Annotated in this window: 12 protein-coding genes; 4 read left to right on the top strand and 8 right to left on the bottom strand. The window is 72.4% G+C overall.

Annotated features, from left to right (window positions below):
• Complete coding sequence (locus D1350_RS11150; RefSeq protein ID WP_125776070.1) at positions 1-453, top strand: SRPBCC family protein; 453 nt, start codon at positions 1-3, stop codon at positions 451-453.
• Between the two features lie 10 nt (positions 454-463).
• Here D1350_RS11150 and D1350_RS11145 read toward each other — a convergent pair whose 3' ends face one another.
• Positions 464-841: a DUF2255 family protein gene (locus D1350_RS11145; RefSeq protein ID WP_125776069.1), complete on the bottom strand. Its 378-nt coding sequence runs from the start codon at positions 839-841 to the stop codon at positions 464-466.
• Between the two features lie 204 nt (positions 842-1,045).
• Between D1350_RS11145 and D1350_RS23700 the strand changes: the two genes are divergently transcribed.
• Positions 1,046-2,278, top strand: a complete 1,233-nt coding sequence (locus D1350_RS23700) for a cytochrome P450 (protein WP_164545132.1) — start codon at positions 1,046-1,048, stop codon at positions 2,276-2,278.
• On the opposite strand, the gene D1350_RS11135 is transcribed toward D1350_RS23700, so the two are convergent.
• Entirely contained in the window at positions 2,256-3,740 is a 1,485-nt protein-coding gene (locus tag D1350_RS11135) for a flavin-containing monooxygenase (RefSeq protein ID WP_125776068.1), read from the bottom strand. The genes D1350_RS23700 and D1350_RS11135 overlap by 23 nt on opposite strands.
• A gap of 171 nt (positions 3,741-3,911) precedes the next feature.
• Here D1350_RS11135 and D1350_RS11130 point away from each other — a divergent pair, with 171 nt between their 5' ends.
• Positions 3,912-5,150 carry an MFS transporter gene (locus D1350_RS11130; RefSeq protein WP_125776067.1) on the top strand — a complete coding sequence of 413 codons (1,239 nt, stop codon included), beginning with the start codon at positions 3,912-3,914 and terminating at the stop codon, positions 5,148-5,150.
• A gap of 108 nt (positions 5,151-5,258) precedes the next feature.
• Here the strand turns inward: D1350_RS11130 and D1350_RS11125 are convergent, their stop codons facing one another.
• Complete coding sequence (locus D1350_RS11125; protein WP_125776066.1) at positions 5,259-6,116, bottom strand: SDR family oxidoreductase; 858 nt, start codon at positions 6,114-6,116, stop codon at positions 5,259-5,261.
• A gap of 93 nt (positions 6,117-6,209) precedes the next feature.
• Here D1350_RS11125 and D1350_RS11120 point away from each other — a divergent pair, with 93 nt between their 5' ends.
• On the top strand, positions 6,210-6,611 hold the full coding sequence (locus tag D1350_RS11120; RefSeq protein WP_125776065.1) for a winged helix-turn-helix transcriptional regulator: 402 nt from the start codon (positions 6,210-6,212) through the stop codon (positions 6,609-6,611).
• A 34-nt stretch (positions 6,612-6,645) separates the two neighbouring features.
• On the opposite strand, the gene D1350_RS11115 is transcribed toward D1350_RS11120, so the two are convergent.
• From D1350_RS11115 to D1350_RS11095, 5 genes are all read right to left on the bottom strand, one after another.
• Positions 6,646-6,960 carry a hypothetical protein gene (locus tag D1350_RS11115; RefSeq protein ID WP_125776064.1) on the bottom strand — a complete coding sequence of 105 codons (315 nt, stop codon included), beginning with the start codon at positions 6,958-6,960 and terminating at the stop codon, positions 6,646-6,648.
• A 177-nt stretch (positions 6,961-7,137) separates the two neighbouring features.
• Entirely contained in the window at positions 7,138-8,751 is a 1,614-nt protein-coding gene (locus tag D1350_RS11110; protein ID WP_125776063.1) for a glycoside hydrolase family 64 protein, read from the bottom strand.
• 44 nt (positions 8,752-8,795) lie between these two features.
• Positions 8,796-10,298, bottom strand: a complete 1,503-nt coding sequence (locus tag D1350_RS11105; RefSeq protein ID WP_125776062.1) for a cytochrome b — start codon at positions 10,296-10,298, stop codon at positions 8,796-8,798.
• Positions 10,288-11,667, bottom strand: coding sequence for an NAD(P)/FAD-dependent oxidoreductase (locus D1350_RS11100; protein WP_125776061.1), 1,380 nt, complete (start codon positions 11,665-11,667; stop codon positions 10,288-10,290). The genes D1350_RS11105 and D1350_RS11100 overlap by 11 nt, the downstream gene beginning before the upstream one ends.
• A 91-nt stretch (positions 11,668-11,758) precedes the next feature.
• Positions 11,759-13,489, bottom strand: a complete 1,731-nt coding sequence (locus D1350_RS11095; RefSeq protein WP_125776060.1) for an FAD-dependent oxidoreductase — start codon at positions 13,487-13,489, stop codon at positions 11,759-11,761.
• Positions 13,490-13,614 lie beyond the last annotated feature (125 nt).

Raw genomic sequence — 13,614 nt, 5'->3', positions numbered from 1 at the left:
ATGGTCGACATCCTGCACCGCGTGGGCATCACGGCACCGAAGGACTCCGTCTACGGAGCGCTGACCACGGTCGAGGGGTTGACGGGCTGGTGGACCGTGGACACCCACGGCGACGGGTCGCCGGGCGGCGTGCTCGAGTTCCGCTTCGCCGGCGTCCCCGAGGGCGGCGGCTTCGACATGAAGGTGCTCGAGGCTCAGCCGTCCGAGCGGGTGCTCTGGGAGGTGGTGGGCGGCCCGGAGGAGTGGATCGGGACCCAGGTGGAGTGGGACCTGCGGACCGAGGGCGAGTTCACGATCATCCTGTTCGCCCACCGGGGCTGGCGGGAGCCCGTGGAGTTCATGCACCACTGCAGCACCAAGTGGGCGACGTTCCTGATGAGCCTCAAGTCGCTCCTGGAGACGGGCGCGGGCGAGCCGGCGCCGCACGACGTCCAGATCAGCGACTGGCACTGAGCGGTGCCGGTCAGTCCCGGGGAGTGACGCGGAGGGTCTCGCCGACCGCGTGCGGGCCGGTCACCGTTCCGACGATGGCCGGCCCGTAGCGGTCGTACTTGGCGTGGTAGGCGGCGTCGACCGCGGCGTGGACGTCCTCCTCCGGCTCCTCGAAGACGACGTCCTTCGAGACGCCGCCCGCCTGGACGTGGCCCGTGCCGCTGGCCAGGGCGCGCCGGAACCAGCCGTTGTCGCGGCCGTAGGCGGAGCGGACGTAGACGTCGTCGCCGACGCGGACGGTCCAGATCGTGACGGCCGGCCGGAGCGTGCCGTCGGGACGGTGGGAAGCGACCCGCAGCTCGTCGGCGCGCCCGATCCGGGTGAGCTCCTCGTGGGTCCAGGCGGTCATGGCGGATCCTTCGTCGGCCGAGCTGTCACCGTCCAGAGTAGGACGCCTCTCCCCGGCGCGCTCACCTGCGGAAATGTCGGTAGCCTTCACGGCTACGTGGTGGAGCCCGGGGCACCTGTCGGCGTAGTCTCTCGTGATGGTCGCGCCGGTGTGGCAGCCTTGGCGCCGGGCCTGCCGAACATCTCGACAAGGAGCGACTCCCAGGTGGCGAGCACGTACCGCGAGAGGTTGGAGGACATCCCCGACCGGGTGTCGCTGACCGGCCTCACGGGTGCGGACGACCCGCAGGAGATGCTCGACAAGCTGCGGGCGATCTGGGGCCCGGTGGCCCCCGTCGACCTGGAGCCCGGGGTCCCCGCGTGGCTGGTGCTGGACCACCGCGAGATCCTGACGGTCCTGCGCAACGAGCAGGTCTTCTCCCGGAGCTCCCGGTCCTGGCGGTACCTCACCGAACGTCGCCTCACGCCCGGGTCGCCGCTGCTGTCCAGGCTGGCCCCGCAGGAGAACGCGCACCACCTGGACGGCGCGGAGCAGCGCCGCCTGCGCGAGGCGCTCGACGACGCCCTCGGAGCCCTGGACGAGGCGGTGCTCGCGCGGACGGTCGCCGTCACGGTCGACGCGGTGCTCGACCAGGTCGCGCGGCACGGGACGGCGGACCTGGTGGACGACTTCGCCGTCCCCGTCACGGTGATGATCCTGGGGGAGCTCTTCGGGCTGAGCCTCGTGGACGCCCAGCGCATGCACGAGCTGGTCGACGCGAAGCACCGGCCCTTCGACGAGGGCCGGGCCGCTGCAGCCGACCAGCTCCTGCTCCTCATCGAGCACGTGGCGGCCCGCGCGGCGGAGCCCGGCGACGACCTCACGACCGCCCTCGTGCAGCATCCTCACCACACCAACGACTTCGAGGTCCAGGCCGCCGTGGTCCTCGCGTTCGACATCGCGCACGACGCCGAGATCGCGTGGATCACCTCGACCTTGCACCGTCTCCTGACCGACCCGCACTTCGCCGGCCGGGTGCACGGCGGGCGGCTCGACGTCGCGGACGCCCTCGAGGAGGCGGCGCGGGTGCGGCCACCGCTGGCCAACCTTCAGCCGCGCTACGCCCGCGAGAGCACGGAGCTGGGGGGCCGGCACATCGCGGCGGGCGACGCCGTCGTGCCGTCCGTGCTGGGAGCGGGGACGGACCACGAGGTCGGCGGCACCCCGGACGAGCCGCTCGTGACGAGCGGCCGCTTCCCGCTGATGTGGGGAGCCGGGCTGCACGGGTGCCCTGCCCAGCGCACGGGCAGCCTGATCGGCAGGGTGGTGGTGGAGCGGGTGCTGCACCGCCTTCCCGGCCTGACCCTGGCGGTCGACGCGAAGGACGTCGAGCTCCGTAGCTCGCCCTGGGCGAGCTACCCGGCCCGGCTGCCGGTCAGCTGGACGCCTTCGCCCTGAACCGGCCGACCATGCCCTGGTAGGCCGTGGGGTCCACCGGCAGCAGCCACTGCTTGACCTTGGTCGCCGGCCCCACGTTCACGCCGACGTCGTCGAGCGTCTCGTCGATGTTGTGCATCGAGAACGGGATGACGCACGTGCCGCGGGCGTGCCGCCCCTCGGTGCGCTTCTCGCTCCAGACGAGGCGCCCGGCGACCTGCCGCCGCCGGTCCTCGACGGGAGGCAGTGTGACCTTGCCCGCGAGGTAGGCGCCGATCCACAGGGCGCCGGCCTCGGCACTGAGAGGGCTGAAGTACGACGAGTTGTACCCGGCGAAGGTCAGGTGGGGCACGTCGTGCGGCAGGATCTGCCGCCACAGCTCGAAGTTGCCCTCGTCGTCGTGCAGGCGCCGCTGGAGCTTGTCGTCGAAGAAGCCCACCCGCTGGTGCCAGCCGGTGCCGCAGACGACGAGGTCGGCCGCGACGCGGCTGCCGTCGGACAGCTCGGCGAAGGGCTTGCCGTCCTCGGTGACGAAGCGCTCGATCACCGCGTCGCGGTGCACGGTGATGGCGCCCGTCGCGACCTGCTCGAAGAAGCCCGTGGTCGCGAGCGAGACGGTGTGGCGCGCGATGTCGGTGAACTCGCCGTGGGGGAGGAGGCCGAGCGCGCGCAGGCGGAGCTGCCGCGTCGTCACCCCGGCGACCGTCGCGACCATCCCACGGGTGACGAAGCTGCCCTTGCCGTGCAGGAACTTCTCGATCCCGACGGGCTGGTCGTACTTGAACAGGCCCTCGCCGAGCCGGGTCAGCAGCAGGTACTTGAAGTTCAGGAAACCGCCGATCCGCTGCGGCATCTTCCAGAGCAGGTTGCGGGCCACGACCCGGGTGGTCGCCGCGATCGGGCCCAGCGCCGTGGCGATGTCGCACGCGGACTTGCCGTAGCCGACGACGAGGACGTTCTTGCCGCGTGCCGACTCGAGGTCGTTGAGCTGCGACGGCGCGATGAGCTTGCCGCCCGCCCGGACCAGGTCCGGGTAGCCCTCGTAGCGCGGGTACATGGGGTCGGAGAAGATGCCGTTCGCGACGACGAGGTGGTCGAACGACTCGGCCGGTCCGACGGCGCCGCCGGCGGGCCGGGCCGTGATGAGCCAGGCGTCCTCCGCGTCGGTGAGCTCGGCCCGCACCACCTCGGTCGACAGCCGGATGCTCGGCGCCAGGCCGAACATCTCGACGTACGTCTCCATGTAGGCCTGCACCTGCTCGCCGGTGGGCCACTCCGGGTAGTCGCGCGGCATGCGCAGGTCGCTGAAGGTGTACGAGTCCTTGTTGTTCTGCGTCGTGAGGCCCGTATAGCGCCGGGTGCTGCTCCAGACGCCGCCGACGTCGGGCGCCTTCTCGAACACGGTCACGTCGTGACCGAGCTCCCGCAAGGTCTTGAGCGTGGCGAGTCCTGCGAACCCAGCGCCGACGATGGCAACCTTCACGAGCCCCCTGCTTTCGTCCGAGACGATCCTCCGTGACATTCCGGTCGAAAGGGTAGTCATGTCTGGCAGGCTGGGAAAGTCTTCGCCGTGATCCGGCCCCGCCAGGGAAACGAGACCCCGGCTGGTGCCGGCTTGACATTGACATCAGTGTCAACGTCTAGCGTCGCCGGCATGGAGACACACGACCTCACGACGCAGCCCGACGGCGTCCCCACCGCCGACCTCTCCACCCCGCCGCAGACGCTCCCGTGGCCGTCCCTGCTGGTGCTGGGCGCCACCACCCTCCTCATGGTGACCGCGGAGATGCTCCCCACGGCCGTGCTCGGTCCCATGAGCGCCGGGCTCGGCGTGGCCGAGTCGAGCACCGGCCTGCTCGTCTCGCTCTGGGCCGGGATCGTCGTCGTCGCCAGCTTCCCGCTGGTCCGGCTCGCACGCCGGTGGGACCGCCGCACGGTGATCGCCGTCGCCATGGCGGTGGGCGCGCTGTCCGCGGCCCTCACAGCCGTGGCGCCCACCTACCCCGTCGTGATCGGCGCGCGACTGCTCGGCGCGGCCGCCGTCGGCCTGCTGTGGGCCACGGTCAACTCCCACCTCGCCGACCTCGTCCCCGACCGCCTGCTCGGCCGCGCCGTGTCGGTCGTGCTCGGCGGTGCCACCCTCGGCATGGTCGTCGGCACGCCCGCCGCCCGACTCGTGGCCGACGCGGCCGGGTGGCGCGCCGCCTTCGGCCTGCTCGCCGCGCTCAGCCTGGTCGCGGCGCTCGCGGTCCCGGTGGTGGTCGCCCCGGCGCCCCGCACCCCGGGCGGGCCGACGACGGAACCCGGCCCCACCGCCGTCGGGCAGCGGGTCCCCGGGCTGCTGCTGGGCGTGACCGGGCTCGTGGCCCTCGTCCTGGTGGGCCACTACGGCGCGTACACCTACATCACCCGCCTGACCGAGGACGCCGCCGGGGTCCTGCCGGGCGGGACCGGCTCGGTGCTGCTGCTGTTCGGGCTGGCGTCCGCCGTGGGAGTCGCTCTGGCCGGGCGGTTCGGGGAGCGCACCACCGTCGCGCTCGTGGTGAGCGTCGCCGCGACCGCGCTGGCCGTGCTGGGGCTGGCGGCCGACGGGGGAGCGGTGACGGGTCTGGCGGTGGTCGTGGCGTGGGGCGTGGCGTCGGGCGGGCTGCCGCCGCTGGCGCAGACGCTCATCATGCGGATCGCCGGGCCGGAGCGCCGGAGCTTTGCCGGGGCGCTGATCCCCGTGCTGTTCAACGGCGGGATCGCGGTGGGCGCGGCGCTGGGGTCGGCGCTCGTGGGGACCGTGGGCGTCTCCGCCGTGCCCGGACCGGCCGCGGCGGTGGTGGCGCTCGCGGCGGTCGGGCTGGTCGCGCTCGCCGTGCGGACGGCTGGGCTGTCTCGGCCGCAGTGACCAGGTAGCTGTTCCCCTACCGGTGCCGACCAGGTAGCTGCTCCCCGTCTGACGCTCAGACGGGGAACAACTACCTGGTCGCAGTGCTCACAGCGTGGGGCCCGGACGTCAGGCGCGGGCCGCGCGGACCGCGTCCGCGAGCGGGGTGGCCGGCCGGCCCAGGAGGCGGGCCAGGTCCTCGCTGCCGGTCTCGAGGTCCCCGGCGGCGATCGAGCCGTCCAGCGCGGCGACGAAGCCCGCGGTGCCGGCGTCGAGACCGGCCTGCTGGAGCTCGGCCGCGTAGTCGTCGACGGAGAGGTCGCGGTGGGTCACCGTGGTGCCCGTGACCTCGCTGACGGTGGCGGCGAGCTCGTCGAAGCCGAACGCCGGGCCGCCGAGCTCGTACACCACCTCGTCCCCGTCGTCGGAGAGGAGGGCCGCGGCCGCGGCCACCGCGTAGTCGGCACGCGGGGCGGCCGAGACCTTGCCGCCGTCCGTGGCGCCCACGACCTCGCCGCGCTGCAGGTACTGGTCGAGCTGCCCGGTGTAGTTCTCGGTGTACCAGCCGTTGCGCAGGAGGGTGAACGGGAGGCCCGACGCGCGCACCGCCTGCTCGGTGCCCTGGTGCTCCCCGGCGAGCGGGTTCGACGTGTGGTCGGCGTTGAGGATGCTGGTGTAGGCGATGCGACCCACGCCGGCGGCCTGCGCGGCGTCGATCACGGCGCTGTGCTGGGCGACGCGCTGGCCCGGCTCGTTGCCCGAGACCAGGAGCAGGCGGTCCACCCCGGCGAGCGCCGCGGGCAGGGTCTCGGGGCGGGAGTAGTCGCCCTCGCGGACGACGACGCCGCGGGCCGCGAGGTCGGCGGCCTTGCTGGGCGTCCGGACGACGGCGACGACGTCGGACGCGGGGACCCCGCGGGTCAGGAGCTCCTCGACCACGCGATGGCCGAGGTGGCCGGTCGCTCCGGTGACGGCGTAGGTGGGCATGGCGCTTCTCCTTGGATCGGGCAGTTACTGGCGGTGAGCACTAACGAATCCACAGCACAATCCATTCCCAAGGGGTCGCGCTATCCTGGGACGATGACGACCAGCGACCAGGAGCCCGACCAGGCCCTGGTGACCGACGTCTTCGCGCGCGGGTGCACGTCTCGCGCTGCGTTCGAGGATGTCACCTCGAAGTGGTCGTCGCTCGCGCTGCTGGCCCTTGGTGAGGGCCGCTACCGCTTCAACGCCCTGCGCCGCCGCGTGGACGGCGTGAGCGAGAAGATGCTGTCGCAGACGCTCCAGTCCCTCGAGCGTGACGGCATGGTGGTGCGCGAGGTGGTCACCACCATCCCGCCGCGCGTGGAGTACACCCTCACCCCGCTCGGCGAGCGGGTCGCCGAGCGCCTGCGGACCCTGGCGGACCTCCTGGAGGGGACGGTCGCCGAGGTCGAGGCCGCCCGGGCGGCGTACGCGGAGACGGACCGGGCTCGCAGCTAGCGAGCGGCCCGCAGCCAGCCGGCGGACCGCAGGCCTAGCGAGCGGACCCGAGGCCGGCCTTCTCCTTGGCCACGGCCGCCACCTTGCCGGCGTTGACGGCCCACCCCACCCCGAAGACCCTCGGTCCGACGACGTGCTCGGCGTCGGGGTTCCACAGGCGCTCGCGGGCGCGGGCCAGGGTCGGCATGCGGAAGTCGTAGGGGACCACGTTCGCGACCTTCCCGTTCCAGGTGCGCTCGCCGGACGGGGTGCGCAGCTCCTTGACGAGCGCCGCCACCGTCAGGGCGATCGTCACGAGGCTGATGAGCTTCTTGAGCCCGCCGCGCTTCTTGGTGCCATGGTGCGTCATCCGGTCCTCCTGGGTCGTCTACGGGTGGCCCCCTCGCATGCCATCCTGCGCCGCTCGTCGCCGGCTCGCCCGGCCGGGATCTCGACGCCGCGTCGGTCGGTTGTCGCCGGGTCGGTCGATCTATCGACCGACCCGGCGACAACCGACCGACCCGGCGGGGTCGCGCGCGTCAGCCGCTCAGAACGTCCAGCGCTGCTGGGCCGCGCCGTTGCACGTGCGGATCTCGAGCCGCTGGCCGTCGCGCAGCGGGGTGCCGCCCACCGCGGCCAGGCACTTGCCCGACTGCGGGTTCACGAGGGCCTGCGTGCTCGCCTGGTAGGTCCAGCTCTGCGCCCCCGTGGAGTTGCAGGTCCAGAGCTGGACGGCGGCGCCGTCCGCGGTGGAGCCCCCGGAGACGTCCATGCACTTGCCGAGCGCCCAGAGGGTGGTCCCGGTGCGGGTCCACGTCTGGGCGGCGTTGCCGCTGCAGCTCACGATCTGCAGCGGGTTGCCGTCGAAGGGGTCGGCCCAGGGGACGTCCACGCACATCCCGTTGGACGCGCGGACCGGCCCGGTGCCCTGGGGCAGCGACGCCCCGCCGCCCCCACCGGACCCCGAGATCGGGGTCGCGGTGCCCGAGAACGGGTCGAGCTTGATGTACGCGGCGGTGGGGTTGCCGTCGTGGACCAGGGACTCCTGCGCCATCACGTCGTCGAACGCGAACGCGTAGGCCTTGCCGTTCGCCATCTGCTGGTGGACGTACTTCGCGTAGTAGTTCGTGGTGGCGTCCTGGTAGAAGTTCGACGTGTTGGTGCCGGGGTGCACGGTGCCCAGCAGGAGCGTCGTGCGGTTGAAGCCGGCGCAGAGCGTGCGGGCGATCGCGCCGACGTCGTTGTTGGGCGCGTGGAGGTCGCGGTAGCAGCCGAAGATCGAGTCGCTCGACGGCTTCGGGAAGCTCGTGACGAACGTGCCCGACGTGTTGGTGAAGCTCATGACCCCGTTCTGGACGCGGCCGAAGAACTGCTTGCCCGGCTCGTACGAGTAGGGCGCCACCGTCAGGGTCTCCGTCGAGTACTTCGACCACACGCGGTCCACGTACCCGGACATGACGTTCGAGGCGATCTGCCCGGTCCCGACGCCGTGGCCCGGGGACATGACGCGCAGGAGGGAGCCGTCGGGGGCGCGCTGCGCGAGGTTCGACCAGCCGGGGGTGCCGGCCAGCGCGTTGACGACCGCGGGGTAGCCGTCCGGCTTGAGCATGCCGGTGCTGAGGACCGTGCCGTCGGCCTTGCGCAGGCCCGTCTGGTAGGGGGCGGAGAAGAAGTCGACCTGGGTGCTGTTGATCCAGAGGCCGGAGTCGTTGAGCGTGTACTCCGTCCAGTTGAAGAGGATGTTGCGGTTGGGGTCGCTCGGGTTCTGGACGGCGGGCTGGACGAGCCGCCCGTCGTTGACGACCTTGAAGACGAGCTTGCTGCCGTACGAGAAGTACACGCGGCCCGAGAGCTTCGGGAGCTGGATGGTCGTCGACTGGCCGTTCGTGGGCCCGACGATGGCCGCGTCCGGCGCGTTCACCGGCGTGGCCCCGACGGTGGGCCACGGGTGGAAGGTGCCCGAGGCGTCCGCCCAGCCGAGGCGGCCCCCGGTCTCGCCGAGCACGTACACGTACACGGGCCCGGCGCGGCCGGAGTCGTTGGTGATGGTGAGCGGGATGGTGCTGGGCACGGCCGTCGCGGACGGCGTGGCGGCGACGAGCGTCGCAGCCACGACCGTCAGCGAGGCGAGCGCCCCGAGGAGACGTCGGAGACGGGTCATGGGTTCCTCCTGTGCTGACCGCACTGTCAGTGGACAGTGCGATGTTAGGTAGGAACCCTCCCATTTGTCACTACTTTCGTGGGAACGCTCTCTTGGCCAGTTCCCGCTACATGCCCAGTTGAGAAGCCCTTCGACAGTGCGCCGCGCAAACGCTCTCGCGGGGGCACGCGGCCGTCGTCGGCCCGGCGGGCCGGGCGCGGACCGACCGCCCTGACCTCCAGGACCGCCCTCTCCGCCGGCGACGCAGGTTCGTGCACCTCGACGTACCCGCCGTTCGTGAGCCGCACGACCCGCCCGGTCTCGTGCCCGTGCGCGGCGATCTCCCGGTCCTTGCGCTGCAGGCCCACGCACACGCGGCGGGTCACCTCGAACGCCAGGGGCGGGCCCACGACGAGGGCCACCTGCAGCGCGGTGATCAGCGACTCGAAGCTCACGCGGAACTCCGTCGAGACCACGTCGGCGCTCGCCGTGCCCCAGAGCACGCCGTAGAACACGATGCCCGCGACGCCGATGCCGGTGCGCGTCGGGACGTTCCGGGGCCGGTCCAGGACGCGCGGTGCCGAGACGTCCTGCGTCACCCACGACTCGACGTACGGGTACGCGACGACCGCGAGGAAGTAGCCGGCCACCACCGCCAGCGGCGCGAGGATCGCGAACGTCCAGGTCCAGCCGAACCACTCCGCCTCCCAGCCGAGTGGCACCAGGCGCAGGGCGCCGTCGAGGAAGCCCATGTACCAGTCGGGCTGGCTCCCGGCCCCCACGTCGCCCCCGGACGTGGGGCCGTAGGACCAGATCGGGCTGATCGTCGTCGTCGCCCCGAGGAGCACGAGCACCGCCGCCGTGATGAAGGTCAGGCCGGCGGCGCGCAGCGCGGCGTCGGGCCAGAGGCGCAGGCCCAGGGTGGGGCGCACGGTCGGCGCGGGCGCCGGAGCCGGGTGCTTCCGGCCGAGGGCGGCGCGCGCCACCAGCAGCACCGCGATCAGCGCCGGGGCCACGACCGAGTGGACCGGGTACAGGTTCTCGACGATCTCGCCGGGGAACCTGCCCCCGAACATCCAGGTGACCAGGGTGGTGCCCACCACCGGGATGCCCAGGAGCACGCCCTCGACGATGCGCACGCCCGTGCCGGAGAGCATGTCGTCGGGCAGCGCGTAGCCGCTCCAGCCGGCCAGGAGGGTCAGCAGGAAGACGCCGATCAGCAGCACCCAGCTCAGCCGCCGCGGCCCGCGGAAGCCGCCGCTGAAGAACATCGTCAGGATCTGCAGGATGACCGACGCCGGCAGCACGATCGCCGCCCAGTGGTGCGTCTGCCGGATCAGCAGGCCGCCGCGTTGCTCGAGGGAGATCTCCATCGTCGACGCGAACGCCCGGCTCACCTCCGTCCCGACGAGCGGGGCGTAGCTCCCGTCGTAGGTGACGGTCTCGTTGGAGGGCGTGTAGGTGAGCGCCAGCAGGATCCCGGTCACCGCCAGGACGAGCAGGCAGGCGAACGAGACCACGCCGAACAGGTGCGTCCAGTGCAGGTGGACCCGCCGCTCACCGGTCATCGTTCGCTCCGACCAGCTCCTGCCCGACGTCGGCCCCCGCGGCCGGGTTGAGCACGTCGGGGTCGCCTCCCGCGAGGAACGCCTCCCGTGGGCGCTGGACCGTGGGCAGGGCGACGATGTCGCGGCCGAAGAGCACGGCCGCCGCCCAGACCAGCAGGACCCGGACCTTGCGCTCCCACGTGGGGACGGCCAGCACGTGGTAGCCGCGGTGGATCAGCCAGGCCAGCGGGCCCTTGATGACGAGGGGGCCGGACTGGAACACGCCGTGCCACATCCCGAGGGTGGCGATGGTGCCGAGGCTGTGGTGCTTGTAGGGCCGTACCTTCTTGCCGCGCAGGTCGGCGACCAGGTTGGCGGCGAGGAGCTTGCCCTGCCGGACGGCGTGCTGCGCGTTCGGCACGGTGTAGGTGCCGGGGACGGGCGACGCCAGGTCGGGGACCGCGGCGTTGTCGCCCGCGGCCCAGGCGTCGGGGACGGGCTCGTCGTCCGTGCCGACCCGGAGGTCCGCCCGGACCTGGACCAGGCCTCGCTCGTCGACCGGCAGGTCGGTGTGGGAGGCGACGACGGGGTTGGTGCCGAGGCCCGCCGCCCAGACGAGCAGCCCGGTCGCGAAGGACTCGCCGGTGGACAGGACGACGTGGCCCTGCTCCGCCGACACGACCTGGGTGCCGAGGTGGACGTGCGCTCCGCGCTCCTCGAGGTGGCGCACGACCCAGCGCCCCGGGCCGTCCGTGACCTCGGGGAGCACGCGGTCGGTCGCCTCGACGAGGTGGAAGGACAGCTCCGGGAAGGAGATCTCCGGGTACGAGCGCAGCAGGCTCGTGGCCAGGCTGAGGAGCTCGCCGAAGGTCTCGACCCCGGTGAAGCCGCCGCCGACCACCGTGACAGTGAGCAGTTTGGCCCGCTCCGGGCCCGGCGGGAGCGCTGACGCGTGGTCGAAGGAGAGGAGCAGGCGGTCGCGGATCGCGACGGCCTCCTCGACGTTCTTGAGGCCGATCGCCTCGTCGGACAGGCCCGGGATGGGGAACGTCCGGGTGACGGCGCCGGCGGTGACGACGATCGTGTCGTACGTGATCGGGCGCGAGCGGCCGTCAGGGGTGCGGACGGTGACGGTCCTGTGCGCGTGGTCGATCGCGGTCGCGTGCGCCGTGACGATCCGCGTGCGCCGCAGGTGGGACCGCAGGGACACCGCCACGTGACGGGCCTCGACGGAACCGGCCGTGAGCTCGGGCAGGAAGGGCTGGTAGGTCATGTACCCGCGGGGGTCCACGAGCGTGACCTCGGCCTCGCCTCGGCGGAGCCGCTTCTCCAGCCGCCACGCCGTGTAGAAGCCTGCGTAGCCGCCGCCGATGATGAGAATGCGTCGCATTGCTACCTCCTGTGGTCGGACCTATGTGGTCTTACCTATAAAGACGTCCTAGAACGCCCAAACGTGACGTGACTGTGGTCACGCCGGTGGGTCACTCCGCGAGCTTGCCGACGGTCGAGACCTCCTGGATCAGCGCGGCGATCTCCCGGGACACCGGCGGGATCGGCTCGCGGACCACCCCGCCGGCCGGGGACCAGACGAGGTTCACCTGCAGCTCGGGGTCGAGGTGGGGGAAGTCGGACCGGTTGTGGCACCCGCGGGTCTCGCGCCGCTCGACTGCGGCCTCGAGCGTGGCCCGGGCCGCGATCAGCGACGACTTCAGGTCGAACGCGTGCGCGAGGTCCTGGAACCCGGCGAGGTCGGGGTGCACCCCGACGTGCTCCGCCCGCCCGGCGATCTCGTCCAGCTCCGCCAGGCCCGTCGTCAGTCCCGCCTCGTCCCGGACCACGCCGGCGTGCTCGGTCATGGTGTCGCGGACCGCCCGCTGCAGGGTCCGGACGTTCTCGGGCCCGTCGGCGGCGAGGAGGTCGGTGACCTCGGCGCGGGCCCGGTCCTCGGCGTCGTGCGACCGGCGCTGGGACTCCAGGCCGGCCGAGTACGCCGCAGCCGCCCGCCCGACGATGCGGCCGAACACCAGCAGCTCCACGAGGGAGTTGCCGCCCAGCCGGTTCGCGCCGTGCAGGCCGCTGGACGCCTCGCCGATCGCGTACAGGCCGTCCACCTCGGTGCTGTGGTCCTCGGGCCGGACCCAGACCCCGCCCATCGAGTAGTGCGCCGTGGGGGCGATCTCGATCGGCTCGGCGGTGATGTCGCGCATCTGCAGCTCGAGCATGGTCTGGTAGACCCGCGGCAGGCGGCTCATGATCGTCTCGCGCGGCAGGTGTGAGACGTCGAGCCAGACGCCGCCCTTCGCCGTTCCGCGTCCCTCCTTGATCTCCGTGTACGCGGCCAGCGCCACCCGGTCCCGCGTGGAGAGCTCCATGCGCTCCGGGTCGTACCGCTCCATGAAGCGCTCGCCGAGCGCGTTGCGGAGGAGGCCCCCTTCGCCACGGGCCGCCTCGGAGATCAGGGTTCCCGCGGCGTTCTCCGGCTCGAGGATCCCGGAGGGGTGGAACTGGACGAGCTCCGGGTCGCGCAGCCGGGCGCCGGCCTCGACGGCGAGGCGGAAGGAGTCGCCGGTGTTCTCGTCGCGGCGCGAGGACGTGCGCCGCCAGATGCGGTTGTGTCCTCCGGCGGCGAGGATCACGGCGTCGGCGTGGATCAGGTACCGCGTGCCGTCGGTGAGGTCGAAGCCGTACGCGCCGAACACCGCGCCGTCGCGGACGAGGATCCTCGTGACGTACACGGAGTCGAGGATCGGGACGTCCAGGCGGGCGGCCCGGTCGACCAGCGCCCGCTGGATCTCGAGCCCGGTGTAGTCACCGGCGAACGCGGTGCGGCGGTAGGTGTGGGCGCCGAAGAACCGCTGGGAGATGCGCCCGTCGTCCTCCCGGGCGAAGGCCGTCCCGTACCGCTCCAGGTCGGCGATCCCCTGCGCGGCGCCGCGGGCGACGATCTCGACGGTGTGGGGGTTCGCGAGGAAGTAGCTCTCCTTGATGGTGTCGGCGGCATGCTGCTGCCAGGTGTCCGCCTCGTCCATGGTGCCCAGCGCGGCGTTGATGCCGCCCGCGGCGAGAGAGGTGTGGGCGTCCATCCGGGGACGCTTGCCCAGGGCCAGGACGTCGACGCCCTGCTCGGCGAGCTCGATCGCGGCCCGCAGGCCGGAGCCCCCGGTGCCGATGACGAGCACTGACGTGGAGATGCGCCGTTCGGTGGTCTTCATACCTACAAGACCGGTCGAGGCACCCCGTTCGTGACAGGGGCGGGCTGTGACTTACCTCGCAGACCCCGGTGACGCGGCGGTGACGCTCGCGTGACACCGCACCGGCGACGCTCCTGCAGTCGGTT

The organism is Antribacter gilvus (assembly GCF_003946865.1).
Classification (GTDB): Bacteria; Actinomycetota; Actinomycetes; order Actinomycetales; family Cellulomonadaceae; genus Antribacter; species Antribacter gilvus.
The sequence above is the reverse complement of the archived record's forward strand: the minus strand, read 5'-3'. Positions and strand labels throughout refer to the sequence as shown.

Bases quoted from the DNA above. Each gene is read 5' to 3' on its own strand.
- D1350_RS11150 (WP_125776070.1), top strand. From the start codon at position 1: ATGGTCGACATCCTGCACCGCGTGGGCATCACGGCACCGAAGGACTCC.
- D1350_RS11145 (WP_125776069.1), bottom strand. From the start codon at position 841: ATGACCGCCTGGACCCACGAGGAGCTCACCCGGATCGGGCGCGCCGAC.
- D1350_RS11130 (WP_125776067.1), top strand. From the start codon at position 3,912: ATGGAGACACACGACCTCACGACGCAGCCCGACGGCGTCCCCACCGCC.
- D1350_RS11125 (WP_125776066.1), bottom strand. From the start codon at position 6,116: ATGCCCACCTACGCCGTCACCGGAGCGACCGGCCACCTCGGCCATCGC.
- D1350_RS11120 (WP_125776065.1), top strand. From the start codon at position 6,210: ATGACGACCAGCGACCAGGAGCCCGACCAGGCCCTGGTGACCGACGTC.
- D1350_RS11115 (WP_125776064.1), bottom strand. From the start codon at position 6,960: ATGACGCACCATGGCACCAAGAAGCGCGGCGGGCTCAAGAAGCTCATC.
- D1350_RS11110 (WP_125776063.1), bottom strand. From the start codon at position 8,751: ATGACCCGTCTCCGACGTCTCCTCGGGGCGCTCGCCTCGCTGACGGTC.
- D1350_RS11105 (WP_125776062.1), bottom strand. From the start codon at position 10,298: ATGACCGGTGAGCGGCGGGTCCACCTGCACTGGACGCACCTGTTCGGC.
- D1350_RS11100 (WP_125776061.1), bottom strand. From the start codon at position 11,667: ATGCGACGCATTCTCATCATCGGCGGCGGCTACGCAGGCTTCTACACG.
- D1350_RS11095 (WP_125776060.1), bottom strand. From the start codon at position 13,489: ATGAAGACCACCGAACGGCGCATCTCCACGTCAGTGCTCGTCATCGGC.